This is a genomic window from Bradyrhizobium ganzhouense (assembly GCF_049949285.1).
Lineage (GTDB): Bacteria > Pseudomonadota > Alphaproteobacteria > Rhizobiales > Xanthobacteraceae > Bradyrhizobium > Bradyrhizobium ganzhouense.
On sequence record NZ_CP181318.1, the window covers coordinates 253,905 to 279,275 of the forward strand.

At 64.0% G+C, this 25,371-nt stretch carries 24 protein-coding genes; 19 read left to right on the forward strand and 5 right to left on the reverse strand.

Annotated features, from left to right (window positions below):
* The first annotated feature begins 84 nt into the window (after nt 1-84).
* On the forward strand, nt 85-948 hold the full coding sequence (tesB, locus tag ACLFLU_RS01220; RefSeq protein WP_426410565.1) for an acyl-CoA thioesterase II: 864 nt from the start codon (nt 85-87) through the stop codon (nt 946-948).
* A 46-nt stretch (nt 949-994) separates the two neighbouring features.
* On the opposite strand, the gene ACLFLU_RS01225 is transcribed toward tesB, so the two are convergent.
* Nucleotides 995-1,879, reverse strand: coding sequence for a DUF4339 domain-containing protein (locus ACLFLU_RS01225; protein WP_426410566.1), 885 nt, complete (start codon nt 1,877-1,879; stop codon nt 995-997).
* 246 nt (nt 1,880-2,125) lie between these two features.
* Between ACLFLU_RS01225 and ACLFLU_RS01230 the strand changes: the two genes are divergently transcribed.
* From ACLFLU_RS01230 to ACLFLU_RS01290, 13 genes are all read left to right on the forward strand, one after another.
* Complete coding sequence (locus ACLFLU_RS01230) at nt 2,126-2,464, forward strand: P-II family nitrogen regulator (RefSeq protein ID WP_027535359.1); 339 nt, start codon at nt 2,126-2,128, stop codon at nt 2,462-2,464.
* Nucleotides 2,465-2,536: 72 nt separating this feature from the next.
* Complete coding sequence (locus tag ACLFLU_RS01235) at nt 2,537-3,838, forward strand: ammonium transporter (protein WP_426410567.1); 1,302 nt, start codon at nt 2,537-2,539, stop codon at nt 3,836-3,838.
* A gap of 39 nt (nt 3,839-3,877) precedes the next feature.
* Nucleotides 3,878-4,192, forward strand: a complete 315-nt coding sequence (locus tag ACLFLU_RS01240) for an ArsR/SmtB family transcription factor (protein WP_426410568.1) — start codon at nt 3,878-3,880, stop codon at nt 4,190-4,192.
* Between the two features lie 12 nt (nt 4,193-4,204).
* Nucleotides 4,205-4,579, forward strand: a complete 375-nt coding sequence (locus ACLFLU_RS01245; RefSeq protein ID WP_426410569.1) for an SRPBCC family protein — start codon at nt 4,205-4,207, stop codon at nt 4,577-4,579.
* A gap of 41 nt (nt 4,580-4,620) precedes the next feature.
* Complete coding sequence (locus ACLFLU_RS01250; protein WP_038932646.1) at nt 4,621-5,223, forward strand: ATP-dependent Clp protease proteolytic subunit; 603 nt, start codon at nt 4,621-4,623, stop codon at nt 5,221-5,223.
* A gap of 392 nt (nt 5,224-5,615) precedes the next feature.
* Complete coding sequence (locus ACLFLU_RS01255; protein WP_027535364.1) at nt 5,616-5,954, forward strand: P-II family nitrogen regulator; 339 nt, start codon at nt 5,616-5,618, stop codon at nt 5,952-5,954.
* A 38-nt stretch (nt 5,955-5,992) separates the two neighbouring features.
* The gene (locus tag ACLFLU_RS01260; RefSeq protein WP_426410570.1) at nt 5,993-7,441 is read left to right on the forward strand and encodes an ammonium transporter; all 1,449 of its coding nucleotides are present in this window, start codon (nt 5,993-5,995) and stop codon (nt 7,439-7,441) included.
* A 208-nt stretch (nt 7,442-7,649) separates the two neighbouring features.
* A complete protein-coding gene (locus tag ACLFLU_RS01265; RefSeq protein WP_426410571.1) occupies nt 7,650-8,054 on the forward strand; it encodes a GFA family protein in 405 nt (134 codons plus the stop codon).
* A 345-nt stretch (nt 8,055-8,399) separates the two neighbouring features.
* The gene (locus tag ACLFLU_RS01270) at nt 8,400-9,614 is read left to right on the forward strand and encodes an aminotransferase class I/II-fold pyridoxal phosphate-dependent enzyme (protein WP_426410572.1); all 1,215 of its coding nucleotides are present in this window, start codon (nt 8,400-8,402) and stop codon (nt 9,612-9,614) included.
* An 8-nt stretch (nt 9,615-9,622) separates the two neighbouring features.
* A complete protein-coding gene (locus tag ACLFLU_RS01275) occupies nt 9,623-12,100 on the forward strand; it encodes a DNA translocase FtsK (RefSeq protein WP_426410573.1) in 2,478 nt (825 codons plus the stop codon).
* 182 nt (nt 12,101-12,282) lie between these two features.
* On the forward strand, nt 12,283-13,011 hold the full coding sequence (locus ACLFLU_RS01280; RefSeq protein ID WP_426414189.1) for an outer-membrane lipoprotein carrier protein LolA: 729 nt from the start codon (nt 12,283-12,285) through the stop codon (nt 13,009-13,011).
* 197 nt (nt 13,012-13,208) lie between these two features.
* A complete protein-coding gene (gene xth, locus ACLFLU_RS01285) occupies nt 13,209-14,024 on the forward strand; it encodes an exodeoxyribonuclease III (protein ID WP_426410574.1) in 816 nt (271 codons plus the stop codon).
* A 16-nt stretch (nt 14,025-14,040) separates the two neighbouring features.
* Nucleotides 14,041-15,603, forward strand: a complete 1,563-nt coding sequence (locus ACLFLU_RS01290) for a hypothetical protein (protein WP_426410575.1) — start codon at nt 14,041-14,043, stop codon at nt 15,601-15,603.
* A gap of 36 nt (nt 15,604-15,639) precedes the next feature.
* Here ACLFLU_RS01290 and ACLFLU_RS01295 read toward each other — a convergent pair whose 3' ends face one another.
* Together ACLFLU_RS01295 and ACLFLU_RS01300 are read right to left on the reverse strand one after the other, a co-directional pair.
* On the reverse strand, nt 15,640-16,083 hold the full coding sequence (locus ACLFLU_RS01295; RefSeq protein WP_426410576.1) for a cyclic nucleotide-binding domain-containing protein: 444 nt from the start codon (nt 16,081-16,083) through the stop codon (nt 15,640-15,642).
* Between the two features lie 60 nt (nt 16,084-16,143).
* On the reverse strand, nt 16,144-16,830 hold the full coding sequence (locus ACLFLU_RS01300; RefSeq protein WP_007598630.1) for a response regulator transcription factor: 687 nt from the start codon (nt 16,828-16,830) through the stop codon (nt 16,144-16,146).
* Between the two features lie 203 nt (nt 16,831-17,033).
* Between ACLFLU_RS01300 and ACLFLU_RS01305 the strand changes: the two genes are divergently transcribed.
* Both ACLFLU_RS01305 and ACLFLU_RS01310 read left to right on the forward strand, forming a co-directional pair.
* On the forward strand, nt 17,034-17,603 hold the full coding sequence (locus ACLFLU_RS01305) for a L,D-transpeptidase family protein (protein ID WP_426410577.1): 570 nt from the start codon (nt 17,034-17,036) through the stop codon (nt 17,601-17,603).
* A 6-nt stretch (nt 17,604-17,609) separates the two neighbouring features.
* Nucleotides 17,610-18,383 (forward strand): 2-keto-4-pentenoate hydratase, encoded by a 774-nt coding sequence (locus tag ACLFLU_RS01310; protein ID WP_426410578.1) that lies wholly within the window; start codon nt 17,610-17,612, stop codon nt 18,381-18,383.
* 56 nt (nt 18,384-18,439) lie between these two features.
* Here the strand turns inward: ACLFLU_RS01310 and ACLFLU_RS01315 are convergent, their stop codons facing one another.
* The gene (locus ACLFLU_RS01315; protein ID WP_426410579.1) at nt 18,440-19,129 is read right to left on the reverse strand and encodes a YggS family pyridoxal phosphate-dependent enzyme; all 690 of its coding nucleotides are present in this window, start codon (nt 19,127-19,129) and stop codon (nt 18,440-18,442) included.
* A gap of 107 nt (nt 19,130-19,236) precedes the next feature.
* On the opposite strand from ACLFLU_RS01315, the gene ACLFLU_RS01320 reads away from it, so the two are divergent.
* Entirely contained in the window at nt 19,237-20,934 is a 1,698-nt protein-coding gene (locus ACLFLU_RS01320) for a diguanylate cyclase domain-containing protein (protein WP_426410580.1), read from the forward strand.
* A gap of 3 nt (nt 20,935-20,937) precedes the next feature.
* On the opposite strand, the gene ACLFLU_RS01325 is transcribed toward ACLFLU_RS01320, so the two are convergent.
* The gene (locus tag ACLFLU_RS01325) at nt 20,938-21,984 is read right to left on the reverse strand and encodes a GGDEF domain-containing protein (protein WP_426410581.1); all 1,047 of its coding nucleotides are present in this window, start codon (nt 21,982-21,984) and stop codon (nt 20,938-20,940) included.
* A 194-nt stretch (nt 21,985-22,178) separates the two neighbouring features.
* On the opposite strand from ACLFLU_RS01325, the gene leuS reads away from it, so the two are divergent.
* Nucleotides 22,179-24,803: a leucine--tRNA ligase gene (gene leuS / locus ACLFLU_RS01330; RefSeq protein ID WP_426410582.1), complete on the forward strand. Its 2,625-nt coding sequence runs from the start codon at nt 22,179-22,181 to the stop codon at nt 24,801-24,803.
* Nucleotides 24,790-25,341: an LPS assembly lipoprotein LptE gene (gene lptE, locus ACLFLU_RS01335; RefSeq protein ID WP_426410583.1), complete on the forward strand. Its 552-nt coding sequence runs from the start codon at nt 24,790-24,792 to the stop codon at nt 25,339-25,341. Before leuS ends, lptE begins: the two co-directional genes overlap by 14 nt.
* The last annotated feature ends 30 nt before the right edge of the window (nt 25,342-25,371 follow it).

Sequence of the window (25,371 nt, forward strand, 5' to 3'; positions counted from 1 at the left end):
GTGCGGTGAAACAAGGGCGGAACGGCCCAGATGTGTCATTCCGGGGCGGCTCTCGCCCGGACATGACGGCAAGAAAGCACCACCATGTCCAAAAGCCTGATCGACCTGATTTCGATCCTCGATATCGAGCAGCTCGAGGTGAATCTGTTCCGCGGCAACAGCCCGAAGACGAGCTGGCAGCGGGTGTTCGGCGGGCAGGTGATCGGACAGGCGATGGTCGCGGCCTGCCGCACCGTCGAGGGCCGGCTGCCGCATTCGCTGCATTGCTATTTCATCCTGCCGGGCGATCCGCAGATCCCGATCATCTACCAGGTCGAACGGCTGCGCGACGGCAAGAGCTATTCGACCCGTCGCGTCACCGCGATCCAGCATGGCAATGCGATCTTCTCGATCATGGTGTCGTTCCATGCCGAGGAAGAGAGCGCGTTCGACCACCAGGAGAAGATGCCCGACGTGCCGCCGCCGGAAAAGCTCACGGCGGAGGAGGTGGCGAAGCAGCCGATGTTCCGCGAGATGCCGGACTTCATCCGCCGCTACTACGAATCCGATCGCCCGATCGAGCTGCGCCCGGTCGAGCTTGGCCGTTACTTCGGCCAGAAGATCGAGGACGGCCGCATTCATGTCTGGATCAAGACGGCGGCCACGCTCCCGGACGATCCGGCGCTGCACATGTGCGCGCTCGCCTATGCCTCGGACTTCTCGCTGCTCGATGCGATCATGGCGCGCTATGGCCGCACGCTGTTCGACAAGCGCATGATGCCGGCGAGCCTCGACCACGCGATGTGGTTTCACCGCCCGTTCCGCGCCGACGAATGGCTGCTTTACGCGCAGGATTCGCCAAGCGCGCAAGGCGGCCGCGGCTTGACCCGCGGCTCGATCTTCAAGCCCGACGGTACACTGGTCGCCTCCGTCGCGCAGGAAGGCTCCGTGCGCGAGCGGAGAAGCTGATCGCCCCAAGCGCGATCAATCGCGCTCGGGGCTGGTCGGGTCGTGCTTACATCGCGCCGCGCGGCGCGAGCTCGGTCTGCGATGCGAACCAGTTCATGATCCAGCGATAGACCCACGGGATCGGGATGATGAAGCCGCACAGGATCGCGGCCACGATCCCCCGCCAGAGAATCCCGAGTCCGCTGCCCCTGAAGATGATCTCCCGACGCGTGCCCTGGATGTTGCGATACATCCAGCGCAGCTGGGCTGCGGCGACCCAGGCCCATCCGATGATGGTGATGATGGAGATCGCGAACAGCAGGTTCCAGCCGATATAGCCCAGCACCGAACCGGTGAAGCTGAGGCCGAGCGGTTGCCCGTTGGAGGCGATGTTCGCAACCATCCATTTGAGCAGCATCCAGTAGAGAACGATCTGGACGACGTAGAGCGCGGTGCTCAGGATCTGGCTGCCGGTGTAGCCGACGACAATCGCCACAACGATGAAGCCGAAGAACCATGGCACCAGCGCCATCGCACTACCGGTGAAGGAGAGGTTCGGCCGCCCCGGAACCTTCACGCAGGACACGATCCATTGCGTGTACCAGACGAAAAGCCACGGAATCGGGATGATGAAGCACGAGCCGATCAGCATCACCAGCGTGCGCCAGGTGAAGTCGAGGATGCCGAAATCGACCGACAGCGATCCGCCGGCAGTACTGCCGGCACCGGTGTAGCCGCCGCCCATCATCGGCGGGCCTCCGGCGGGAATGATCGGCGCGCCGCCACCTGTCATCAGACCGGGAATTTCGGCGGCCCTCTGCCAGCCGGCCATGCCCTCGGACCACACCAGCGTATCGCCGCGCACCACGCCCTGGGCGATCAGGTCGCGGAATTGCCCCTCCGGATAGGGCCCTTGCTGCTTGCCCTCGGATGCGTAGAACCAACTCGCCATGAAGCGCCCCCCAAAATACTTTTGTACCGCTGGGCAGGTGCGGGTTCACCGCATCCATGCCAAAAATGCATTGTGAAGGATGAACCGTTGCCCTGTACAGAGGCGGCCGTTCACATGACCGCCCTTGGCCAAACGTTTTTCCGCTTCAATCTGCAAGTTTTTTGTGCCATTTGCCCGGAAAGATGCCAGATTGACGCAGCGCCGGGGACATGCGGCGCGGCGCATCCCCGGGGAATAGGCCTGACCATGAAACTCGTCGTCGCGATCATCAAACCCTTCAAGCTCGATGAGGTCCGTCAGGCCCTGACGGCGATCGGCGTCCACGGCATGACCGTGACCGAGGTGAAGGGCTACGGCCGCCAGAAGGGTCACACCGAAATCTATCGCGGTGCGGAATATGTCGTGAACTTCCTGCCCAAACTGCGGATCGAGATCGCGGTCGCCTCCGACATCGCCGACAAGGCGGTCGGCGTGATCACTGCCTCGGCGCGCACCGGGCAGATCGGCGACGGCAAGATCTTCGTCACACCGATCGACCACGCGCTGCGCATCCGCACCGGCGAAACCGACAGCGACGCGCTCTAAACACCTCTTCTGTGATCGCACCGGGCAACGATGCCACGCGTGCGACGCCATCACCATGCCGGGGGAAATGACATGGCGGGATTGTTGCGCCGCGCAGCTCGTATGGCTGCGCCGATCGGATTTGCCTTGGTCATGGCCGCGCCGGCGCGTGCCGCGACGGGCGAGATCAACACCGCCGACACCGCCTGGATGATCGTCGCCACCGCACTGGTGCTGATGATGACGATCCCGGGACTTGCGCTGTTCTATTCCGGCATGGTCCGCAAGAAGAACGTGCTCGCGACCATGGCGCAGAGCCTTGCCGCGGTGACGATCATCTCCATCCTCTGGGTCGCGTTCGGCTATTCGCTCTGCTTCGTCGGCGGCGGCCCGTGGATCGGTTCGCTCGACCGCTGGTTTCTCGCCGGCATGACCATGGACAGCGTCAACCCGGCAGCGAAGACCATCCCGGAAGCGCTGTTCATGCTGTACCAGATGACGTTTGCGATCATCACGGTGGCGCTGGTCGCGGGCTCCGTCGCCGACCGGATGCGGTTCTCCGCCTATCTCTTGTTCTCCGTCGCCTGGTTCATCTTCGTCTACATTCCGCTGGCGCATTGGGTGTGGGGCGGCGGCTTCCTCGCCAACATGGGCGTGCTGGATTTCGCGGGCGGTCTGGTCGTGCATCTGTCAGCCGGCACGGGTGGTCTCGTCGCGGCGAAGGTGATGGGGCGGCGTCACGGCTACGGCACCGAAAATCTATCGCCGTTCGATCTCTCGCTCGCGGTGATGGGCACCGGCCTGTTGTGGGTCGGCTGGTTCGGCTTCAACGGCGGCTCGGCCGGTGCCGCCAATTCGCGCGCTGTGATGGCGATCATCGCGACGCATCTGGCGGCCTGCTCCGGCGCTCTGACCTGGGGCGCGATCGAATGGTCGACGCGGCGCAAGCCGTCGGTTCTCGGCATGATCTCGGGCGCGGTCGCAGGCCTCGGCACCATCACGCCGGCTTCCGGCTTCGTCGCACCGTGGCACGGCATCGTCATCGGCATCGCCGCAGGCGGGATTTGCTACTGGGCCTGCACCTGGCTGAAGCATCGCTTCAATTACGACGATTCGCTCGACGTGTTTGGCGTCCACGGCATCGGCGGACTGACCGGCACGCTGCTCGCCGGCGTATTCGCGACCAGCGCGATCGGCGGCACGGCCGGCCTGCTCGAGGGCCATCCGCAGCAATTGCTGATCCAGTTCTACGGGGTCGCCGTCACCTTCGTCTGGTCGGCGGGCGTGAGCTTTGTCCTGCTCAAGCTGGTCGGCCTGTTCGTGCCCTTGCGTGTCTCGCGCGAGCACGAGCTCGAGGGGCTCGACATTTCACAGCACGGCGAGGCTCTCCAGTAAGAGCTTGCGCAACACATAAGCACGTGCTTATGTGTTGCCATGATCGAAGCCGATATCTTCAAAGCGCTGGCGGACCCGACGCGCCGAAAGGTCTTTGAGAAGCTCGCTGGCGGAAGCCTGAATGCCAGCGCCTTGCGCGACGGTCTGGAGATCAGCCAGCCGGCGATGTCGCAGCATCTTTCAGTACTGCGCGCGGCAGGCCTCGTGCGCGAACAGCGGCAGGGCCGCTTTGTGAATTACGAAGTCGACCCGGACGGAATCGTGGCCATCGGGGCATGGCTTGCGCGCTATCGCGCCTATTGGCCGAAGCGCATGGACGCACTCGCCGACCTCTTGAAGGACATGGACCAATAAGGATCTGGATCAATGAGCGACGCAGCAAAGCCTGATCCCACCGATGAAGCCCTGGTACGCGAAGAAGCCTTGGTGCTCGAATATGAATTCGAGGCGCCGCCGGCCAAGGTCTGGCGTGCCGTGACCATTCCGGCCTTGCGCGAGCGCTGGCTGCCGGATTGCGACCTTGCGGGCGCCGAGCCGGAATCAACCATCGCAGGCGCAGAGGTGCGTTACCGGCTTCGCGATCCAGAGCCGCCGTTTCGCGAGAGCCACGTCATCTTCCGGATCGAGCCGAACGAGGACGGCGGCACCCGCTTTCGCATCATCCAGCAAGCTTGCGACGAACCTGCAAAGCTGCCGAAGCCAGCCAACAGCAATTGCTGCCTGATGCGCGCGGCGGCCTAACAACAAACCAACGTCATCACCTGCAGACATGGAGGTCGCCGATGCGCGACATGCTTCAGCTCGTCCCTATGGTCGTCGAACAATCCGCACGCGGCGAACGATCCTTCGACATCTACTCGCGGCTCCTGCGCGAGCGCATCATCTTCCTCAACGGCGAGGTCAATGATGCGATGTCAGGCCTCGTCTGCGCACAGCTGCTGTTCCTGGAGGCGGAGAATCCGAACAGGCCGATCAATCTCTATATCAACTCCTATGGCGGCGTGGTCACCTCTGGCCTCGCCATGTACGACACCATGCAGTTCATCAAGGCGCCGGTTCATACGCTGTGCATGGGCACCGCACGCTCGATGGGCTCGTTCCTGCTGATGGCCGGCGAGCCCGGTCACCGCGCAGCCCTGCCCAATGCGAGCCTTCACGTGCATCAGCCGCTCGGCGGCTTCCAGGGCCAGGCGTCCGACATCCTGATCCATGCCAATGAAATGCAGGAGACCAAGCGGCGCATCACCCGGCTCTATGCGCAGCATTGCGGGCGCACCGAGGCGGAGGTGGAACGGACCCTGGACCGCGACCACTTCATGACCGCGCAGCAAGGGGTCGAGTGGGGATTGATCGACCGGGTCTTTGCGGAGCGCGAGGCCGCCTGATGGTCCAGGTTGGTCGCGCGTATCCCGCGAGCACCCGTGAGCCGCTTCGTTATTTCGCAGTGCGGCGAGGGCCTTCGGCCACCATCTTCTGTAATTAAATACCTCCATGCTGCCCGACACGTGAGCAACAATTGTGTCGGCAGCCTGTCATGCCTTCTTTTTGATCAGGTATGACCATGGATTGAGCGCGACGTAATAGCGCACTGCACCGCAATACCCGTCAAACGCGAAAACCCCCGTTTTCATAGTCCGTTAGGCAAGCCGCCCGATCTGGCACGGCATTTGATTCTAAGGGTCCCGGCTGTGCCCGCGTAGTGAACTTCTCCCTCGTGGCGAACCAGTCGAGAAACGCCCGGCCACGTCCGGACCGGGCCCAAGCGGGGATAGGACCCATGAAAATTGTTATGGCGATTATCAAGCCATTCAAGCTGGAAGAAGTCCGTGACGCCCTGACCGCCATTGGCGTTCACGGTCTCACGGTGACGGAAGTCAAGGGGTATGGCCGTCAGAAAGGCCATACGGAAATCTACCGCGGCGCCGAATATGCCGTGAGCTTCCTGCCCAAGATCAAGATCGAAGTCGCTGTCGCCTCCGAGCAGGTCGACAAGACCATCGACGCCATCACGTCGGCTGCGAAAACCGGACAGATCGGCGACGGCAAGATCTTCGTCATCAACCTCGACCATGCGGTCCGCATCCGCACCGGCGAGGCCGACGCTGCGGCCCTTTGATTTCGCGCTCAACCAAAATTCAATCAGGAGTAAATGAAATGACGTTTAAGCGTCCCTATGGCGCGGGATTGGCGGCTCTCGCAGTCGGCCTGTTCGCTGCGACCGCAGCCTATGCCGAGCCAACGGTCAACAAGGGGGATAACGCCTGGATGCTGACATCGACAGTGCTCGTGCTGTTGATGACGATCCCGGGTCTCGCGCTGTTCTACGGCGGCCTCGTTCGTTCCAAGAACATGCTCTCGGTCCTGATGCAGGTGTTCTACACCGTCTGCGTCGTCACCGTGATCTGGGCCGTGTACGGCTACAGCCTCGCCTTCACCGGCGGCTCCGACTTCATCGGCGGCTTCTCCAAAGCCTTCATGATGGGCGTCACCACCGACTCGAAGGCCGCGACCTTCTCGGTCGACGCCAACATCTCGGAGCTCGTCTATGTGTGCTTCCAGATGACGTTCGCGGCGATTACGCCCGCCCTCATCGTCGGCGCCTTCGCCGAACGCATGAAATTCTCGGCGATCGCCCTGTTCATCCCGCTCTGGGTCACGCTGATCTACTTCCCGATCGCGCACATGGTCTGGTACTGGCCCGGCCCGGACGCGATCCAGGATGCGGCCAAGGCTCTGGCTGCTGCGGCTGACGGAGCGGCGAAGACCGCGGCTCAGGCCAAGCTCGACGAGATCAACGCCGACGCCGGCTGGATCTTCAAGAAGGGCGCGATCGACTTCGCTGGCGGCACCGTGGTGCACATCAACGCCGGCATCGCAGGTCTCGTCGGCGCTCTCCTGATCGGCAAGCGCACCGGCTACGGCAAGGAGCTGATGGCTCCGCACTCGCTGACCATGTCGATGATCGGCGCCTCGCTGCTCTGGGTCGGCTGGTTCGGCTTCAACGCCGGCTCCAACCTCGAAGCCAACGGCGGTGCTGCCCTCGCCATGACCAACTCCTTCGTCGCCACCGCAGCCGCCGCGCTGTCGTGGATGTTCGCGGAGTGGATCGTGAAGGGTCATCCGTCGGTGCTCGGCGTCATCTCCGGCGCTGTCGCGGGCCTCGTGGCCGTCACGCCTGCCGCCGGCTTCTCCGGCGTGATGGGTGCGATCGTCCTCGGTCTCGTGGTCGGCGTGGTCTGCCTGTTCTTCTGCACCGTCGTGAAGAACGCGCTCGGCTACGATGACTCCCTCGACGTGTTCGGCGTGCACTGCATCGGCGGCATCGTCGGCGCCCTCGGCACCGGCATCCTGGTCAACCCGGCCCTCGGCGGCGCGGGCATCATGGACTACACCGCGATCCCGCCCAAGGTCGCCGATTACGACTTCGCCGCGCAGATGATCTCGCAGGTCGAGGCCGTCTGCACCACGCTGGTGTGGTCGGGCATCGGTTCGGCGATCCTCTACAAGGTCGTCGATGTGATCGTTGGCCTCCGCGCCAATGTCGAGACCGAGCGTGAAGGCCTCGACATCACCGAGCACACCGAGCGCGCCTACAACATGTAACCGGTCCTCCCGGACGCGATCTCTCCTCGGGGATCGCGTCCACAACTACGGTTTGGGCACATACCCGGCAATGCCCCGACCGTTGAGGGGCTCCAGCGCAAGTTGGAGCCCCTTTCTTTTTGCGCCGCGCCTGGAAGAAAAAGATTGCCATTCGAGATCGCCGGCGCAGAAATAACGACCACAACAAACAACAAAACGGGAGGTCGTCATGCGTCTGGAAGGCGGATGCTATTGCGGCGAAGTACGCTACGTGGCCGAGGGCGATCCGATGATGCAGGCCCAATGTCACTGCCGCGAGTGCCAGTACATCACGGGCGGCGCGCCCAACACGTTCATCGCGATGCCGGCCGCAGGCTTCAGCTACATCACCGGCCATCCCAAGCAGTTCACCCGCAAGGACCTCGAGCGCGCCGTGACACGGGAATTCTGCGCCGAATGCGGCACCCATCTGGTGACCAAGGTTCCGGGACTGCCGGCCACGATCGTGAAGGTCGGCACGCTGGACGAGCCAAAACAGTTCCATCCGCAGATTGCGATCTACACCTGCGACAAGCAGGAGTTCCACGCGATCCCCGCCGGGATGACAACATTCGAGAAACTGCCGGCGCACTGAACGGACCTATATCCGGAAACTCGTCATGCCCGGGCTTGTCCCGCCTGCGCGGCCGAAGCCGCTTCGGCGAGGCGAAGGCCCGGGCATCCACGTTCTTGGTACGGCAGGAAAGGCCGTGGATGGCAGGTGACAAGCCCGGCCATGACGTCGCGTCCCGTGCGACGAGATGCGAGGGTCTTGAGACCCCCGCATCCCGTTGTTATCCGGCGTCATTATTCCCGCTCTGGACGGGCCGGCCGACCGATGGTTAATCGCGTCTTAACCTCGCCCTATCTATGGTGAACTGAACCGCTTCCCGCCGGCGCTTTCGTGCGACCGGCTGTTCCAAGAGTGCTGGCGCCCAGAATGGCTATGACCGCTTCATCCCGTGCGCCGCTAGCCGGTGGAAGCTCCGACAACGAACGCTCGCCCTTCGTCCGGCTGAACGAGCTGTTGGCGCCGCATCAACCCGGCAAGCCCTTGATTTCTCTTGCAGTCGGCGAACCGCAGCATCCGGTGCCTGACTTCGTCGGCCCGGTGCTCGCCAAGCACATCGCCGATTTCGGCCGTTACCCGATGAACCAGGGCACCGAGCCGTTCCGCCAGGCGGCGAGCGCCTGGTTGTCGTCGCGCTTCAGGCTGCCGCGGCCGCTCGATCCCAAGAGCGAGATTCTGGTCCTCAATGGCAGCCGGGAAGGGCTGTTCCTCGCCGCGATCGCAGCAGCCCGCTATGTCGGGCCGAAGCCCGGCAAGCCCGCCATCCTGATGCCTAACCCGTTCTATCCGGTCTATGGTGCCGGCGCCGGTGCCGCGGCTTGCGAGCCGGTCTATCTGCCGACCACCGTCGAAAACGGCTTCCTGCCTGATCTCGACGCCATCGACGAAGCAACGCTCGCGCGCACGGTGGCGTTCTATCTGGCGTCACCCGCCAATCCGCAGGGCTCGGTCGCGTCGCGCGATTATTTCACGCGCCTGAAGAGCCTCGCCGATCGCCATAACTTCGTGATCCTCAGCGACGAGTGCTATTCCGAGATCTACACCCGCGAAGCACCGGGCAGCGCGCTCGAATGTGCGGGCCCCGATTTCACCCGCGTGGTCGCGTTCCAGTCGCTGTCGAAGCGATCCAACCTGCCGGGCCTGCGCGTCGGCTTCACCGCCGGCGACAAGAAGCTTATCGGCATGTTCCTGGAGCTGCGCAACATCGCGGCGCCGCAGGTGCCGGTGCCGCTGCAGCATGTCGCGACCGTTGCCTATGGCGACGAGGCGCATGTCGAGGAGAACCGCAGGCTCTACCGGATCAAGTTCGATCTCGCCGACCAGATCATCGGCAATCGCTACGGTTATCGTCGGCCCGACGCCGGCTTCTGCGTCTGGCTCAATACGTCCGAGATCGGCGACGATGTCTCCGTGACTCTCAGGCTTTTCAAGGAAGCCGGCGTGCGCGTGGTGCCCGGTTCCTATCTGGCGCGGCGTCAGCCCGACGGCTTCAATCCCGGTGCCGGCTACATTCGCCTGGCGCTGGTGCAGGACAGTGAGACCACGGCGCAGGCGCTGCACCGGCTGGTCGAAACTCTGGGTTAGGCGGGCCCATGAGCATGTCGGCAATCGAACGTGTGATTCCCCTGGTCGGCCATCTGCCGCCCTCGATCCGCGAGGCGCTGAGCCGGCGCGTGCGCGAGCTCACCGGCTTCGGCCTGATCACGCTGTCGGGTGTCGCGTCCGCCGCGCTGATGACCTGGTCGGTGCAAGACCCGAGCCTCAGCCACGCGACCTCGCGGCCGATCCGCAACATTCTCGGCTATGCCGGCGCCATCGGCGCCGACCTCGCGATGCAGATCCTCGGCCTCGGCGCGATCATGCTGATCCTGACCGTCGCGGTGTGGGGCTGGCGCATGATGACCCATCGCCCGTTCGACCGCGAGGCGCTGCGACTCGGCTGCTGGATTCTCTGCACCGTGATCGCGGCGGGCTTTGTCAGCTGCTGGCCGCATGGTGGCGCCTGGCCGCTGCCGACCGGACTTGGCGGCGTGGTCGGCGATGCGCTGGTGCGCGCGCCCGCGGTGATCTTCGGGCCGCCCGGCGTGATCTATCGTATGGTGCTCGGAATCATCCTGTTCATCGCGCTGGCTGCGACCTTCCTGATCGCTTGCGGGCTTGGCGCACGCGAGCATGACGCCGAGCTCGCGGAGATCGAGGACGACGACCAGCCGCTCGACGAAGACGAGGAGAGCGATCGTGGCTCGGTGTCGCTGGGCTGGCTGTTCCACGCGCTGATGAGCACCAAGGCGCGGTTGATCTGGCTGTTCGGCGCTGCCTATCGCTCGCTGGTCTCGAGCGGATCGAAGACCAAGGCCGTTTCGTTCAGCCGGCAGGAACCCAATCTCGGCGGCCGCGCCGCGCCCTCGATCTCGCCGCAGTCTGAGGACGAAGAGCACGAGGACGAGCACGAAGAAGAGGAAGACGAGGAGGAGGAAGAAGAGGAGCCGGCCGCGCGCGCTCCGCGCAAGAAGGCCGCACCGAAAGCCGCTTCCAAGAAATCCTCCGACAAATTCGAGCTTCCGTCCGTGTCCGTGCTGGCTGCGCCCAAGGCCGGCGATCGCCAGCCGCTCAGCAAGGCCGAGCTGGAAGCCAATTCGCGTGCGCTCGAGGGCGTGCTTCAGGATTTCGGCGTGCGCGGCGAGATCGTGAAGGCCAATCCGGGTCCCGTCGTCACGCTGTACGAACTCGAACCGGCGCCCGGCATCAAGTCGTCGCGCGTGATCGGGCTTGCCGACGACATCGCGCGTTCGATGAGCGCACTGTCGGCGCGCGTCGCCGTCGTACCCGGCCGTAACGCCATCGGCATCGAGCTGCCGAACGCACATCGTGAAAAGGTCTATCTGCGCGAGCTGCTGGTCGCCAAGGAGACGATCGACACCGTTGCCAAACTGCCGCTCTGCCTCGGCAAGACCATCGGTGGCGATCCCGTTATCATCGACCTCGCGCGCACGCCGCACATGCTGATCGCCGGTACCACCGGCTCCGGTAAGTCGGTCGCCATCAACACCATGATCCTCAGCCTGGTCTACCGGCTGCGCCCGGATCAGTGCCGGCTGATCATGGTCGATCCGAAGATGCTCGAACTCTCCGTCTATGACGGCATTCCCCATCTGCTCACCCCCGTCGTGACCGATCCGAAGAAGGCGGTGGTCGCGTTGAAATGGGCCGTGCGCGAGATGGAGGAGCGCTACAAGAACATGGCCAAGCTCGGTGTGCGCAACATCGACGGCTACAACACCCGCCTGGGCGAATTGAAAGCCAAGGGCGAGGAGCCGACGCGCACGGTGCATACCGGCTTCGACAAGGAAACCGGCAAGGCGATCTACGAGGAAGAGAAGCTCTCGCTCGATCCGCTGCCCTACATCGTCATCATCGTCGACGAAATGGCCGACCTGATGATGGTCGCCGGCAAGGACATTGAAGGCGCGGTTCAGCGTCTCGCGCAGATGGCGCGCGCCGCCGGCCTGCATGTGATCCTCGCGACGCAGCGTCCATCGGTCGACGTCATCACCGGCACCATCAAGGCGAACTTCCCGACCCGCATCGCCTTCCAGGTCACTTCGAAGATCGACAGCCGCACGATTCTCGGCGAGATGGGCGCCGAGCAACTGCTCGGCCAGGGCGACATGCTCTACATGGCCGGCGGCGGCCGCATCAGCCGCGTGCACGGCCCGTTCGCCTCGGACGATGAAGTCGAGAAGGTGGTGCGCCACCTCAAGACGCAGGGCCAGCCCGAATATCTCGAGGCGGTTACGGCCGAAGAGCCGACCGAGGACGAGGACGGCGGCGCCGTATTCGACGCCAGCGGCATGGGCGCGGATGGCGGCGGCGACCTGTTCCAGCAGGCCGTCGCCATCGTCAAACGCGACCGCAAGGCCTCGACCAGCTACATTCAGCGCCGTCTGCAGATCGGCTATAACCGCGCCGCATCGCTGATGGAGCGAATGGAACTGGAAGGCATCGTCGGACCCGCCAACCACGCCGGCAAGCGCGAGATTCTGGTCGAGGAAGAAGACAGCCATATGTGAGGCGAGCCGCCTCAAAGTCCTATTTCACGCAAAAACGTTATCTGCTTTTGCCCGAAATCACGCTAAAACGACGCCCAGCCACACAGGACGACGCGTTGACCCAACATCCGGACATTCGATTCGCGGCCTCTTTCGCGGCGCGCAGCGCACGCGCGGCGGGCGTGCTGCTCGTCACCGCCGCGATGATGACCACAGCGTCGACGGCGCAGACCGTGCCCGTGCCGAAGCCTGCGCCGAAGGCACGCGACGCGGCCCCGCCGTCAGGCGGACCGTCGATTACAGGCGCGACGCAGGCGCCGCCGAATCCTGTCATCCCCGATCCGCGCCGCAACGTGCCGAGCAGCATCTTCCAGACGTTCGACGACAAGCAGAAGGCGCAGGCGGCCAAGGTCAGCGCCTACCTGTCCTCGCTGTCGACGCTGGTCGGAAACTTCGTCCAGGTCGGCCCTGACGGCAGCAAGACGCAGGGCGATTTCTACATCCAGAAGCCGGGCAAGCTGCGCTTCGAATATGATCCGCCGAGCCCGATCGACATCGTCGCCGACGGATCGTCGGTGGTGGTGCGCGACCGCAAGCTCGCGACCCAGGACGTCTATCCGCTGTCGCAGACGCCGCTGCGCTTCCTGCTGTCGGACCGCATCGACCTGATGAAGGACACCAACGTCGTCAACGTCACCGCCGACGATCTCTTCATCAGCGTCACCATCGAGGAGAAGCAGGCGCTGGTCGGCACCAGCCGCCTGCTGCTGATGATCGGCGCCAAGGACGGCCAGCTGAAGCAATGGACCGTCACCGATCCGCAGGGCTACGACACCACGATCGCGGTCTACAATCTCGATGCGAGCAAGAAGCTCGATCCCAATATGTTCAAGATCGACTTCACCAATTACAGCGTGCCGTCACCGGGGTAAGTCCCGTGGTGCCGTGGGGTGGGCAAAGGCGCAAAGCGCCGTGCCCACCATCTCTCCATTCATGCGAGAGAATTGGTGGGCACGCTTCCGCCTTCGCTCTGCGAGCTACGGCGGACGAGCCGCTTTGCCCACCCTACGAGACTGCTCCTGTGGACAAGCGTTTCGCCCACGCCAATCCATGCTAAGACGCAAATCCCATGCGTCTTTCCCTGACAACCTGGAACATCAATTCGGTGCGGCTGCGCATCGATCTGGTCGCGAAGTTTCTCAAGAGCGCGCGGCCGGACGTGCTGTGTCTCCAGGAGACAAAATGCATCGACGACGCCTTCCCGCTGAAGCGCTTCAAGCGGCTCGGCTACGAGCACGTCGCGCTGAACGGGCAGAAGGGCTATCACGGCGTCGCCATCGTCTCGAAGATTCCGTTCGAGTCCACGGACATCCGCACCTTCTGCGACAAGGTGGATTCGCGTCATATCTCGGTGTCGTTCGGCGAGAAGGCCAACATCGCAAAGCCGCTGGTGCTGCATAATTTCTACGTGCCCGCCGGCGGCGACATTCCCGATCCCGCGCTGAACGAGAAATTCGACCACAAGCTCCGCTTTCTCGACGAGATGAAGGCGTGCGAACCACTGCATCCGCGCGGAGAAGATCGCCACATCCTGGTCGGCGATCTCAACGTCGCGCCGCACGCGAACGACGTGTGGTCGCACAAGCAGTTGCTGAAAGTCGTCTCGCACACGCCGATCGAAACCGAAAAGCTGCAGGCCGCGCTCAGCGCCGGCGAATGGATCGACGTCGCGCGCGACCGTATCCCGATGTCGGAGAAGGTCTATACGTGGTGGAGCTATCGTTCCGCCGACTGGACCGTCGGCGACCGCGGCCGCAGGCTCGACCACATCTGGGTCTCGCGCGCGCTGAAAGACGCGGTCCAGGATTTCAAAATCTTGCGCGATGCGCGAAGCTGGGAACGGCCGTCGGACCACGTGCCGGTGACGGTGACGCTGGACGTTTAGGCCTTCGGAGACGACGATGGGCACGCCTGCACCGTCAGAGCACACGGAACCACCGGTTCGTGCATGGTGGAATTCCCGTTTCGTCGTCCCGGGATTGATGTTGCTGAGCACGATACCCTTCTGGTTCGTGCACACGCCGCCGCTGATCGATTTCCTCGCCCATATTGGCCGCTACCAGGTGCAGCTGCATCTGGCGGATTCGCCAGCGCTCCAGCAGAACTGGGATTTTCACTGGCAGCTGGTCGGCAATCTCGGCGTTGAATTGCTCGTCGCTCCGCTGGCACCGATGCTCGGTCTCGAACGCGCGGCCTGGGTGATTGCGCTGGCGCTTCCGCTCCTCATGATCTCCGCGATCGGGCGCATCAGCAGAGCGGTGCATGGAGAGCTCACGCCCTTCGCCATCGCGGCGGCATGGTTCGCGATGTCCTATCCGTTCCAGCTTGGCTTTGTGAATTATTGGCTTGGCTGTGCGCTCGCGTTTCACGTTTTCGCATCCTGGATCGAGACGACAGGGAAGAATGGCTCGGTGATGCAAGCCGCGCTGTTCGCGGCGGCCGCCTGCCTGGTCTGGCTCGCTCACGCCTATGGCTGGGTTGTCCTGGTCGTCCTCGTCGGCGCCTTCGAGCTCTGCCGCAGCTGGAATCGTGCGCCGGCAACGTGGCCTTCCATGGTGCTCGTCGTTTTGCGACGCGCCTGGCCCGTCATGATTCCCGCCGTGCTCATGATCGTCTGGCGGCAAGGCAATGGCGCCGCCGCGACGGGACATTTCTTTGACATCGGCACCAAGATCCTAGGACTGGTATGGACGCTGCGTGACCAGAATATCTGGCTGGACACGCCGAGCCTGCTGCTCGCCATCGGCCTGCTATACTTTGGAATCCGCAGCCGTGACGTCAGGGTGAATCCACCCCTGCTGGTCGGAGCAGCGAGCTTCCTCATTCTGATTCTGTTGATGCCAGGCCAGATGTTCGGCGCCGTCTATGCCGATGTCCGGCTATGGCCCATCTTCTTCATCGTCGGTCTCACCGCCATCGCACCCACCGACGGCATGCAGCGCGGCTCCGCTGTCATTGCCGGCATGGCGCTGGCTGTTTTTGCCATTCGCATCGTTGCCATGGCTGTTGGGTTTACGGCCTACGATTCCGGTTACGCGCAACATTTGCAGGCCCTGAACGACGTCCCGCGCGGCGCAAGCATCGCTGTCCTGACACGGCCACCGACCTGCGAGCGATGGCGTGCACCGCGTGTCGCGCATCTGGGGTCGCTCGCCATCGTCCGGCGGGACGCCTTCGTCAATTCGCAATGGGATGCATCGGGTGGCCAACAACTGCTGACACCGCTCCATGCGCGCGGCACCGCGTTCAACGCAGATCCGTCTCAGTACACCGAGGTCGCCCCAGGCGACTGCGACGGCGATCTGAGCGCCACGCTCGCGCAAAGGATCGCGCAAATTCCGCGCGATCGCTTCGACTATGTCTGGTTGCTCGACGTCGATGCGGCGCACCTGGCCGTCATGCCGGGACTGCGGCGGCTTTACCAGGACGATCGCAGCGCGCTGTATGAATTCAACAAGGGATGAAATCTGCGGGGGAGGGCCCGGCTAAATCCGCCCCGCTCAGGTAATCAGCTTCGCACCGGCCATCAGTATGTCGCTCGCGATCTGACTGGAGCGAACCGCGAATTCGTCGCGGAGGCGGAGTGCGGCGGCAGGGTCGCTTTCCAGCACACGCTGAAACAGGCTTCGCGCGACGCGGATGACGGAGGAATGCTCCAGCGCCACCGCGCCCGAGGGCCGCTTCATGGGCACGACCAGCGCGAGCTCGCCAATCAAGGTGCCGGGACCTGCGATCATCTCCGCGCCGGCGCCGTCATCGACGCGAAAGGCGCCGCGCTGGACCACGAAGCCGGCGTCGGCATCGTCGCCGAGATTGAACAGGATGTCACCGCGGACGAAATCACGCTGCTCGGAGCCGATCGCCAGCATGCGCAACGAGGCGTCTCCCAACAGGCGCAGTGTCGGGACACGCTCGAGCAGCGCTACGTCATCGTCGATCGACATTCCGGTCCGAGGCTCGTGGAACGCGCTAATTTACGTCGAATCGCGCGCTCCTGGAACGTATCACGGCACCAGCTTGTAGCCACCGGCTTCCGTCACCAGGATTTCCGGGTTGGCGGCGTCCTTCTCGATCTTCTGGCGAAGGCGGTAGATGTGCGTTTCCAGCGTGTGGGTGGTGACGCCGGAATTGTAGCCCCAGACCTCCTGGAGCAGGGTCTCGCGCGAGACCGGCATCTGGCCGGCCCGGTAGAGGAAGCGCAGGATTGCCGTTTCCTTCTCGGTGAGGCGGACCTTGCGCGCATTGGCAGCGGTCAGCATCTTCGAGCCCGGACGGAAGGAATAGGGGCCGACCGAGAACACCGCGTCCTCGCTGGCCTCGTGCTGGCGCAGCTGGGCGCGGATGCGGGCCAGCAACACGGCGAAACGGAAGGGCTTTGCCACATAGTCGTTGGCGCCGGATTCCAGGCCCAAAATCGTGTCGGAATCGGTGTCATGCCCCGTCAGCATGATGATCGGCGCCTTGAAGCCGCCCTTGCGCAGCGAGCGGACCACTTCGCGACCGTCGGTGTCGGGAAGGCCGACATCCATCAGTACGAGATCGGGGGCGTTGGCCTTTGCGGCGCTGGCGCCCTTGGCGCCGGTATCGACGGCGGAAGCTTCAAATTCTTCGTGTAGCGATAATTGCTCCACCAACGTGTCGCGCAGATCGGTATCGTCATCCACGATCAGGATCTTGCGGGCATTGGCCATGGGGGATCATCCTTTTGGAGTCGACCAGGCGCGCATGCATGCCGCACCCAGCCGTGATGGGAAGTTTAAAGGGTCGCTGTTTTTATTGTTGTTCGTGTTGAAGTAGTGGGCTGTTACCGATTCACAAGCCGGAATTACTCTAACCCAGAATAGCAGGGCGTTTAGATGAATGTCCTGTAATGAATTCGACACCGCGCGTTCACATGAAAACTAACGCCAATTCAGATGCTTATACCATGATTCGACGCGTCCAGCAGCTCTCGGCGATCCGCGTTAAGCCTGCCGCCGGCAATCCGCGCCGGGGCTGGCTGACGGCCGGGCAGCTGACGATCCCGGTGGCGCTGGGGCGCGGCGGTATTCTGGCCAACAAGCGCGAGGGCGACGGCGGCACCCCCAGGGGCAGCTTTCGGCCTCGACGATTGTGGTGGCGGGGCGACCGGCACAGCCGTCCCAAGACGTTTCTGCCCGCCCGGATCATCACCGGCGCGGACGCCTGGTGCGAGGACCCCGGCGATCGCCACTACAACCAGTGGATCCGGCGCGGGGAGGGCGAGGGCGGCGACCGGCTCAAGCGCGCCGACCAGCTCTATGACTTCATCATCGAAATCGACCACAACACCAGGCCACGCATCGCCGGCCGCGGCAGCGCCGTGTTCCTGCATCTGGCACGCGACAATTTCGGCCCGACCGCGGGCTGCGTCTCCATGACCAAGGCGGCGATGCTGCAATTGCTGCGGCTGATAGGACCAAGAACAAAAATCATCATCGGGTGAGGACACATGCTCGACAAGGATCAGATCGCCGCCGCCTCGCAGGTCCTCGTTCAACATTGGCGCGACGGCAGCAAGCTTGACGCGCTGGAGACGCGGCTTCGGCCGCAGAGCCGCGCTGACGGTTACGCCGTGCAGGCCGCGCTTGGCGGTGAAGTGTTCGGCTGGAAGATCGCCGCGACGAGCGAGGCCGGACAGAAGCACATCAATGTCGCAGGACCGTTGGCTGGCCGCATCATGCGCGACACCGTGATCGCCGACGGCGGCGCCGCATCGATGAAGGGCAACGCGATGCGCGTTGGCGAGCCGGAATTCTGCTTTCGCATGGGGCGCGATCTGGCGCCGCGGGCGGCACCCTATGGCATCGACGAGGTGCTTGCGGCCGTCGACACGCTGCATCCCGCAATCGAGATTCCCGACTCGCGCTTTGCCGATTTCACCAGCGCCGGCGAGGCGCAGCTCATCGCCGACAATGCCTGCGCGCATCTGTTCGTGCTGGGTGCCGCGACTGGAGCGAACTGGCGCGCGATGGATCTCGTCGAGGAGCGGCCGCAGATCACGCTGCGCGGCGAGCGCTATGTCGGTCACGGCAAGAACGTGCTCGGCGATCCCCGCGTGGCGCTGGCCTGGCTCGCCAACGAGCTGCGCGGACTCGGCATCACCTTGCGGGCAGGGGAGGTGGTGACGACGGGCACGTGCCATCCGCCACTGCCGATCCAGGCGGGCAATCATTTCGCAGCGGATTTTGGGGTGTTGGGAAAGGTGTCGGTGGGGTTCGAATAGGCCTCCACCGTCGTCCTGGCGAAAGCCAGGACGACCAAAAATGAATCCGCCGATGATTACCGATGCCCGAAGATCGCGCTGCCCACGCGCACATGGGTGGCGCCGAGCATGATGGCGGTGGCATAATCCGCGCTCATGCCCATCGACAAATTCTGCAAACCGTTGCGCGCGGCGATCTTGGCGGTCAGCGCGAAATGCGCCGCCGGCGGCTCGTCAACCGGCGGGATGCACATCAGGCCGGAGATCGTCAGCCGATAGGTGTCGCGGCAGCTCGCGAGGAAGGCGTCGGCCTCGCTCGGAGCGATGCCGGCCTTCTGCGGCTCCTCGCCGGTGTTGATCTGGACGAAGAGTTGCGGGTGCTTGTTCTGGGATTCGATTTCTTTGGCTAACGCCTGGCAAATGCTCGGACGGTCGACCGAATGGATGGCATCGAACAGCGCTACCGCCTCTTTCGCCTTGTTGGATTGCAGCGGCCCGATCAGATGCAGCGCGATGTCCGGGTAAACAGACGTTAACGCCGGCCACTTGCCTTTGGCTTCCTGCACGCGATTCTCACCGAACACGCGCTGTCCAGCGCCGATAACCGGAATAATTGCATCCGCCGCGAAAGTCTTGGACACCGCGATCAGCGTCACGGAGGCGCGATCGCGCCGCGCATCCTTGCAGGCGCGTGCAATCTCCGCTTCGACGGCGGCGAGCGCATTTGGTGAATCGCCGGTTACCGGCACGGCGTTTTCTTCTGTCATGACGTCGATCAACTGCAGGAGTAACGGAGGTAGTTCCAATTTTACCAAGTTCAAGAAAGAGTTTTTGAACCCTTCGCTTTACCTTGCCCGCGGGGTGGGTAGTGAAGATGGCCAACGTTAGTTTCAACCGCAAACGAGCAAAACTCAAGCAGGTCCTTGGCATCAGGGCCCGGCTTGCATTGCTCGCGGTGATTCTGGTCGCGCCGTTGATGCTCGATCGCATTCGTTCGCTTGAGGACACCCGCACCAAGCAGATTGCGCAGGCCACGGCCGAGTTCACCACGGTGGCAAGGCATAGTGCGGACGCGCAGCGCGAAGTGATCTCGTCGGTCGAGACCATCCTGAAATCGGAAGCCTTCATCCGCGCCTCCGCCGGCGGCGTCAGCAAGAGCTGCGACGTGTTGCGCGCGAGCCTGCCGACGAGCCTTCCCTGGATCCGCACGCTCCTGATCGCCGGCCAGGACGGCCGCATCCAGTGCGCGACCAACAACATGTATGTCGGCCTCGATCTCTCCGACCGGCCCTATTTCCAGCAGGCGCAGGAAACCGGCCGCTTCGTGCTGTCCGACTTCATCCTGTCGCGGCCGGTGCAGTCGCCGACCGTTATGGCGGTCTATCCGGTCTCCGCGTTCAGCGGCGTCGCCGACGCAGTCGTGCTCGCCACCGTTAACCTCGACTGGATGTCGAAGGTGATGAACAATCTGGGCGGCCGCGCCGGCATCACGGCGGTGCTGGTCGACAGCGCCGGCACCGTGCTGGCAGCGCCCGCCGACCAGCGCAGCGCGGTCGGACGTCCGCTCGACAACATGCCGCTGATGTCGGCGATTGCCGACATGGCCTTGCGCTCCGACCAGGACGAAGGCTCGCTGTCGTTTCTCGCCGCCGACGGCTCCCGTCGCGCGGTCAGCTACACCCGCATCGCCGGCACCAATGCCCGCCTGATCGCCAGCATCGACGAGGACAAGGTATCCGCCGCGGTCAGCCGCGACATCCGCACCGCCTATCTCCAGCTCGCCTTTGTCGTCGTGTTCGTGCTGCTCGGCGCGCTGATCGCTGCCGAGAAGCTCGTGATCAAGCCGATCGAGATGCTGGCCGACATGGCCAAGCGTCTTGGCGAGGGCGACCTGTCGGCCCGCGCGGCGCGCAACCGGCTGCCGTCCGAATTCGTGCCGCTGGCGCGCGCGTTCAACGCGATGGCCGCGCAGCTCAGCCAGCGCGAGCGCGAGCTGATCGCGACCAATGACCGGCTGACGGTGATGGCGTCGATCGACATGCTGTCGGGCCTTGCCAACCGCCGCGGCTTCCAGAGCCGTCTCGACTTCGAATGGATGCGCGCGCAGCAATATGGCAGCGAGCTCGCGCTGTTGATGATCGACGTCGACCATTTCAAGCTGTTCAACGACACCTACGGCCATCTCGAAGGCGATTCCTGCCTGACACGGCTCGGCGAGTCGCTGTCCGGTATCGCCGCCGACACGATGGGTTTTGCAGCGCGCTATGGCGGCGAAGAATTCTGCCTGCTGCTGCCGAACACCGACGTGAACCGCGCCGTCGAGATCGGTGAACTCGTCCGCGCTGCGGTGCTGAAGCTTTGCCTGCCGCACATCACTTCCGCCCACATGGTGGTCACGGTGTCGATCGGCGTTGCGGCGACACGGCCGAACGAGGCCTTGCGTCCGGGTGATCTGATCGAAGCCGCCGACGCTGCGCTCTACGCCGCCAAGCATCGCGGCCGCAACAATGTCGTCGAGCACGGCATTCTGCGGATCGAGGGCACTACCGCCGAAATCGCGATGGCGGGCTAGTCGCTAACTTGCAGCCTCGGCCCGACCGAGCTCGCTCTCCGTCACCACGCGATTGCGGCCGCCGCCCTTGGCGAGATAGAGCGCGCGGTCACAGCGCTCGACGAGATCGGCAATCGCTTCACCCACGCGATACTGCGCGACGCCGATCGACACGCTGATGCCAGGCAGCACTTCTCCGGTCGAACGACGCGTGATCTTTGCGTCCGTGATCGCGCGCCTGATGCGCTCGGCGATCTCGGCGCAAGCCGCAAGATCGGCATCCGGCAGCACCGCGATCAGCTCCTCGCCGCCATAGCGCGCCGGCAAATCCTGCGGGCGAACCTTTTCGCGCAACACCTTCGCCATCAGGCGCAGCACCTGGTCACCGACGCCATGGCCGAAATTGTCGTTGAAGGTCTTGAAGTAGTCGATGTCGAGCATCAGCACGCTGAGCGGCTCGCCCCAATCCGCAGTCGTCTGCGCCTTGCGCAGGAATTCATCCAGCGCCCGGCGGTTCGGCAGCCCGGTGAGCGTATCGGTCAGGGCGCGCTCTTCGGATTTGGTCAGCGAGTCGCGAATCACGTCGAGCTCGCGGGTCTTTTCGGCAAATCCCGCTTCAAGTCGGGTCGTCCGGGTGGCCGCCCGCGCCAGCTCGTTCATGAGCTGGGCGACCAGCGTCTTCGGATCGACGCCGGCCTGGCCCTGGTCGGCAACCTGGCTGATCGCCTGCATCTGGGAGCGATTGTCGGCAATCGCGGTGGCCAGAAACTCCTTCGCCGCGCCCATCAGGGCGTGCAGCCGCTCGGACGTGTGGACCACGACGGCGCTTACCTGGGGCGCGATATAGGTCTCGAACAGGTCCTGATTGGTCCGGCTGTCGAACGGGCGGTTGTGGTCGATCAGGAGGTCGATCGCGTTGCGCAAATCGTCGTGGCTGCCGGCATAATACTGGAACCAGATGGCGAAATTGGTCGGCGTCGGCGGAATCCGCTGTTCGGCCATGCTCCGCACCGCCCGTCCGGCGATGGACGCGGCATAGTCGTAATCGGGATCGTCGAAATCTGAGGCCATCGCCTGACGCGGGGTGCTGTTGGCGGCCAACCTCGCACCGACCCCTTAATCCGATCCCAATACCCTTATCCGTACTTTTGCGGAGCAGCATTGCGGGGCGCCACGTCCAGTGGCAACCCATTGACCCCCCGAGGACTTCTATGGCCTAGTCCGGCCTCTTCAGCCGGCCGAAACCACGAAAACGCAACGGTTCCATGACCTCCGAACGCTATAACGCCCGCGACGCCGAACCGCGCTGGCAACGCCAGTGGGACGAACAGGCGATCTTCGTCTCGAAGAACGACGATTCGCGGCCGAAATACTATGTGCTGGAGATGTTCCCCTACCCGTCCGGGCGCATCCATATCGGCCATGTCCGCAATTACACACTCGGCGACGTGCTGGCCCGCTTCATGCGCGCCAAGGGTTTTAACGTGCTGCACCCCATGGGCTGGGATGCCTTCGGCCTGCCGGCCGAGAACGCCGCCATCGAGCGCAAGGTCGCGCCCAAGGCCTGGACCTACGACAATATCGCCGCGATGAAGAAGCAGCTCCGCTCGATCGGGCTGTCGCTGGACTGGTCGCGCGAGTTCGCAACCTGCGACCCCAGCTACTACAAGCATCAGCAGAAGATGTTTCTGGACATGCTCGCCGCCGGCCTCGCCGAGCGCGAGAAGCGCAAGCTCAACTGGGACCCGGTCGACATGACCGTGCTCGCCAACGAGCAGGTGATCGACGGCCGCGGCTGGCGCTCGGGTGCCGTTGTCGAGCAGCGCGAGATGAGCCAGTGGGTCTTCAAGATCACGAAGTACTCGCAGGAATTGCTGTCCGCGCTGGATGGGCTCGACCGTTGGCCCGACAAGGTGCGGCTGATGCAGCGCAACTGGATCGGCCGCTCCGAGGGCCTGCTGATCCGCTTCGCGCTGGACCAGGCGACTACGCCTGCCGGCGAGAGCGAGCTGAAGATCTTCACGACGCGCCCGGACACGCTGTTCGGCGCGAAGTTCATGGCGATCTCGTCGGATCATCCGCTGGCGCAAGCTGCCGCCGCGAAGAACCCGAAACTTGCGCAGTTCATCGCCGACATCAAGAAGATCGGCACCGCGCAGGAGATCATCGACACCGCGGAGAAGCAGGGTTTCGACACCGGCATCCGCGCGGTGCATCCGTTCGACCCGAGCTGGAAGCTGCCGGTCTATGTCGCGAACTTCGTGCTGATGGAATACGGCACCGGCGCGATCTTCGGCTGCCCCGCGCATGACCAGCGCGACCTCGACTTCGTCAACAAGTACAATCTCGGCAACGTTCCGGTCGTGTGCCCCGAGGGCCAGGATCCCAAGACGTTCGTCATATCAGACACCGCCTATGACGGTGACGGCCGCATGATCAACTCGCGCTTCCTCGACGGCATGACCATCGAGCAGGCGAAAGAGGAAGTTGCGAAACGCCTCGAAGGCGAGCTGCGCGGCAACGCGCCGGTTGGCGAGCGCCAGGTCAATTTCCGCCTGCGCGACTGGGGTATTTCGCGCCAGCGCTATTGGGGCTGCCCGATTCCCGTCATCCACTGTCCCAAGTGCGACGTGGTGCCGGTGCCGGATGCCGACCTGCCGGTGGTGCTGCCGGAGGACGTGAGCTTCGACAAGCCGGGCAATGCGCTCGACCATCATCCGACCTGGAAGCACGTCACCTGCCCGAAATGCGGTGGCAAAGCTCAGCGCGAAACCGACACCATGGACACCTTCGTGGACTCGTCCTGGTATTTTGCGCGCTTCACCGATCCCTGGAACGAGAACGCGCCGACGACGCCTGCGGTCGCCAACCGGATGTTGCCGGTCGACCAGTATATCGGCGGCGTCGAGCACGCGATCCTGCATCTGCTCTACAGCCGCTTCTTCACCCGCGCCATGAAGGCAACCGGCCACATCGCGCTGGACGAGCCGTTCGCGGGCATGTTCACGCAAGGCATGGTGGTGCACGAGACCTACCAGAAGGCCGACGGCACCTGGGTGCAGCCGGCCGAGGTGAAGGTCGAGGTTGGCGGCAACGGTCGCCGCGCCACGCTGCTCAGCACAGGCGAGGACATCCAGATCGGCGCGATCGAGAAGATGTCGAAGTCGAAGAAGAACACGGTCGACCCCGACGACATCATCGCGACCTACGGCGCCGACGTTGCCCGCTGGTTCATGCTGTCGGACTCCCCGCCCGACCGCGACGTGATCTGGAGCGACGAGCGCGTCCAGGGTGCCTCGCGCTTCGTGCAGCGGCTGTGGCGGCTGGTGAACGACGCGGTTGAACTCGGCAAAGCCGCCCCGGCGACCCGGCCGGCCTCGTTCGGCGACGACGCGACCGCCTTGCGCAAGGCCGCACACGGCGCGCTCGACAAGGTCACGACCGGTGTCGAGCGGCTGCACTTCAACGTCTGCCTCGCCCACATCCGTGAATTCACGAATACGTTCTCGGAGGTGCTGCAGCGTCCCGGCCAGCCGGCGGCCGATTTGGCTTGGGCGATCCGGGAGGCCAGCCAGATCCTGGTCCAGCTGTTCTCCCCGATGATGCCGCACTTGGCCGAGGAGTGCTGGCAGGTTTTGGGCCAATCCGGACTGGTTTCCGAGGCCAATTGGCCGCAAATCGAACGTGATTTGCTGGTCGAAGACAGCGTGACCCTGGTGGTTCAGGTCAACGGCAAGAAACGGGGTGATGTCACGGTTGCAACAGCGGCCCAGAATCCGGAAATCGAGGCTGCCGTTTTGGCCCTCGATGCGGTAAAACTGGCGCTGGACGGCAAGCCCGTCCGCAAGGTGATCATCGTCCCCAAGAGGATCGTGAATGTTGTCGGCTAGGATCCGCATCGCAGCCCGCTTGCTGGCGGTGGCCGCATTGGCGGCGCTGACGGCTGGCTGCTTCCAGCCGATGTATGCCGAGCATACCGACGGCACCCCCGGCCTGCGTGAAAAGCTGATGGGCGTCGAGCTGCCGCCGATCGACAAGCCGAACGCCTCGCGCGAAGCCCGGGTCGGCGTCGAGGTCCGCAACGCGTTGGCGTTCAAGCTCTACGGCTCGGCCACGGGCATGCCGCCGACCCATCGCCTGGTGATCCGCTTCACCTCCAGCAAGTCGTCCTTGATTGTCGATCCCAACACCGGCCTGCCGAACAGCGAGAACTACGGCATCGACTGCCAGTACAACCTGGTCGAGGTCGTGACCGGCAAGTCGGTGATGACCGGCACGACGTTCTCGCGCGTGTCCTACGACATGCCCGGCTCCTACCAGCGCTTCTCCCGCAACCGCGCGGTGCGTGACGCCGAGGATCGTGCCGCCAACGAGATCGCCGAGAACATCAACACAAGGCTCGCCGCGTTCTTCACCGCAGGCACCTAGCCTGTCATTCCGGGGCGCCTGACGGGCGAG

What these genes read in the sequence shown, in the direction of transcription:
- tesB (WP_426410565.1), top strand. Translation starts at nt 85, where the DNA reads ATGTCCAAAAGCCTGATCGACCTGATTTCGATCCTCGATATCGAGCAG.
- ACLFLU_RS01225 (WP_426410566.1), bottom strand. Translation starts at nt 1,879, where the DNA reads ATGGCGAGTTGGTTCTACGCATCCGAGGGCAAGCAGCAAGGGCCCTAT.
- ACLFLU_RS01230 (WP_027535359.1), top strand. Translation starts at nt 2,126, where the DNA reads ATGAAACTCGTCGTCGCGATCATCAAACCCTTCAAGCTCGATGAGGTC.
- ACLFLU_RS01235 (WP_426410567.1), top strand. Translation starts at nt 2,537, where the DNA reads ATGGCGGGATTGTTGCGCCGCGCAGCTCGTATGGCTGCGCCGATCGGA.
- ACLFLU_RS01240 (WP_426410568.1), top strand. Translation starts at nt 3,878, where the DNA reads ATGATCGAAGCCGATATCTTCAAAGCGCTGGCGGACCCGACGCGCCGA.
- ACLFLU_RS01245 (WP_426410569.1), top strand. Translation starts at nt 4,205, where the DNA reads ATGAGCGACGCAGCAAAGCCTGATCCCACCGATGAAGCCCTGGTACGC.
- ACLFLU_RS01250 (WP_038932646.1), top strand. Translation starts at nt 4,621, where the DNA reads ATGCGCGACATGCTTCAGCTCGTCCCTATGGTCGTCGAACAATCCGCA.
- ACLFLU_RS01255 (WP_027535364.1), top strand. Translation starts at nt 5,616, where the DNA reads ATGAAAATTGTTATGGCGATTATCAAGCCATTCAAGCTGGAAGAAGTC.
- ACLFLU_RS01260 (WP_426410570.1), top strand. Translation starts at nt 5,993, where the DNA reads ATGACGTTTAAGCGTCCCTATGGCGCGGGATTGGCGGCTCTCGCAGTC.
- ACLFLU_RS01265 (WP_426410571.1), top strand. Translation starts at nt 7,650, where the DNA reads ATGCGTCTGGAAGGCGGATGCTATTGCGGCGAAGTACGCTACGTGGCC.
- ACLFLU_RS01270 (WP_426410572.1), top strand. Translation starts at nt 8,400, where the DNA reads ATGGCTATGACCGCTTCATCCCGTGCGCCGCTAGCCGGTGGAAGCTCC.
- ACLFLU_RS01275 (WP_426410573.1), top strand. Translation starts at nt 9,623, where the DNA reads ATGAGCATGTCGGCAATCGAACGTGTGATTCCCCTGGTCGGCCATCTG.
- ACLFLU_RS01280 (WP_426414189.1), top strand. Translation starts at nt 12,283, where the DNA reads ATGATGACCACAGCGTCGACGGCGCAGACCGTGCCCGTGCCGAAGCCT.
- xth (WP_426410574.1), top strand. Translation starts at nt 13,209, where the DNA reads ATGCGTCTTTCCCTGACAACCTGGAACATCAATTCGGTGCGGCTGCGC.
- ACLFLU_RS01290 (WP_426410575.1), top strand. Translation starts at nt 14,041, where the DNA reads ATGGGCACGCCTGCACCGTCAGAGCACACGGAACCACCGGTTCGTGCA.
- ACLFLU_RS01295 (WP_426410576.1), bottom strand. Translation starts at nt 16,083, where the DNA reads ATGTCGATCGACGATGACGTAGCGCTGCTCGAGCGTGTCCCGACACTG.
- ACLFLU_RS01300 (WP_007598630.1), bottom strand. Translation starts at nt 16,830, where the DNA reads ATGGCCAATGCCCGCAAGATCCTGATCGTGGATGACGATACCGATCTG.
- ACLFLU_RS01305 (WP_426410577.1), top strand. Translation starts at nt 17,034, where the DNA reads ATGAAAACTAACGCCAATTCAGATGCTTATACCATGATTCGACGCGTC.
- ACLFLU_RS01310 (WP_426410578.1), top strand. Translation starts at nt 17,610, where the DNA reads ATGCTCGACAAGGATCAGATCGCCGCCGCCTCGCAGGTCCTCGTTCAA.
- ACLFLU_RS01315 (WP_426410579.1), bottom strand. Translation starts at nt 19,129, where the DNA reads ATGACAGAAGAAAACGCCGTGCCGGTAACCGGCGATTCACCAAATGCG.
- ACLFLU_RS01320 (WP_426410580.1), top strand. Translation starts at nt 19,237, where the DNA reads ATGGCCAACGTTAGTTTCAACCGCAAACGAGCAAAACTCAAGCAGGTC.
- ACLFLU_RS01325 (WP_426410581.1), bottom strand. Translation starts at nt 21,984, where the DNA reads ATGGCCTCAGATTTCGACGATCCCGATTACGACTATGCCGCGTCCATC.
- leuS (WP_426410582.1), top strand. Translation starts at nt 22,179, where the DNA reads ATGACCTCCGAACGCTATAACGCCCGCGACGCCGAACCGCGCTGGCAA.
- lptE (WP_426410583.1), top strand. Translation starts at nt 24,790, where the DNA reads ATGTTGTCGGCTAGGATCCGCATCGCAGCCCGCTTGCTGGCGGTGGCC.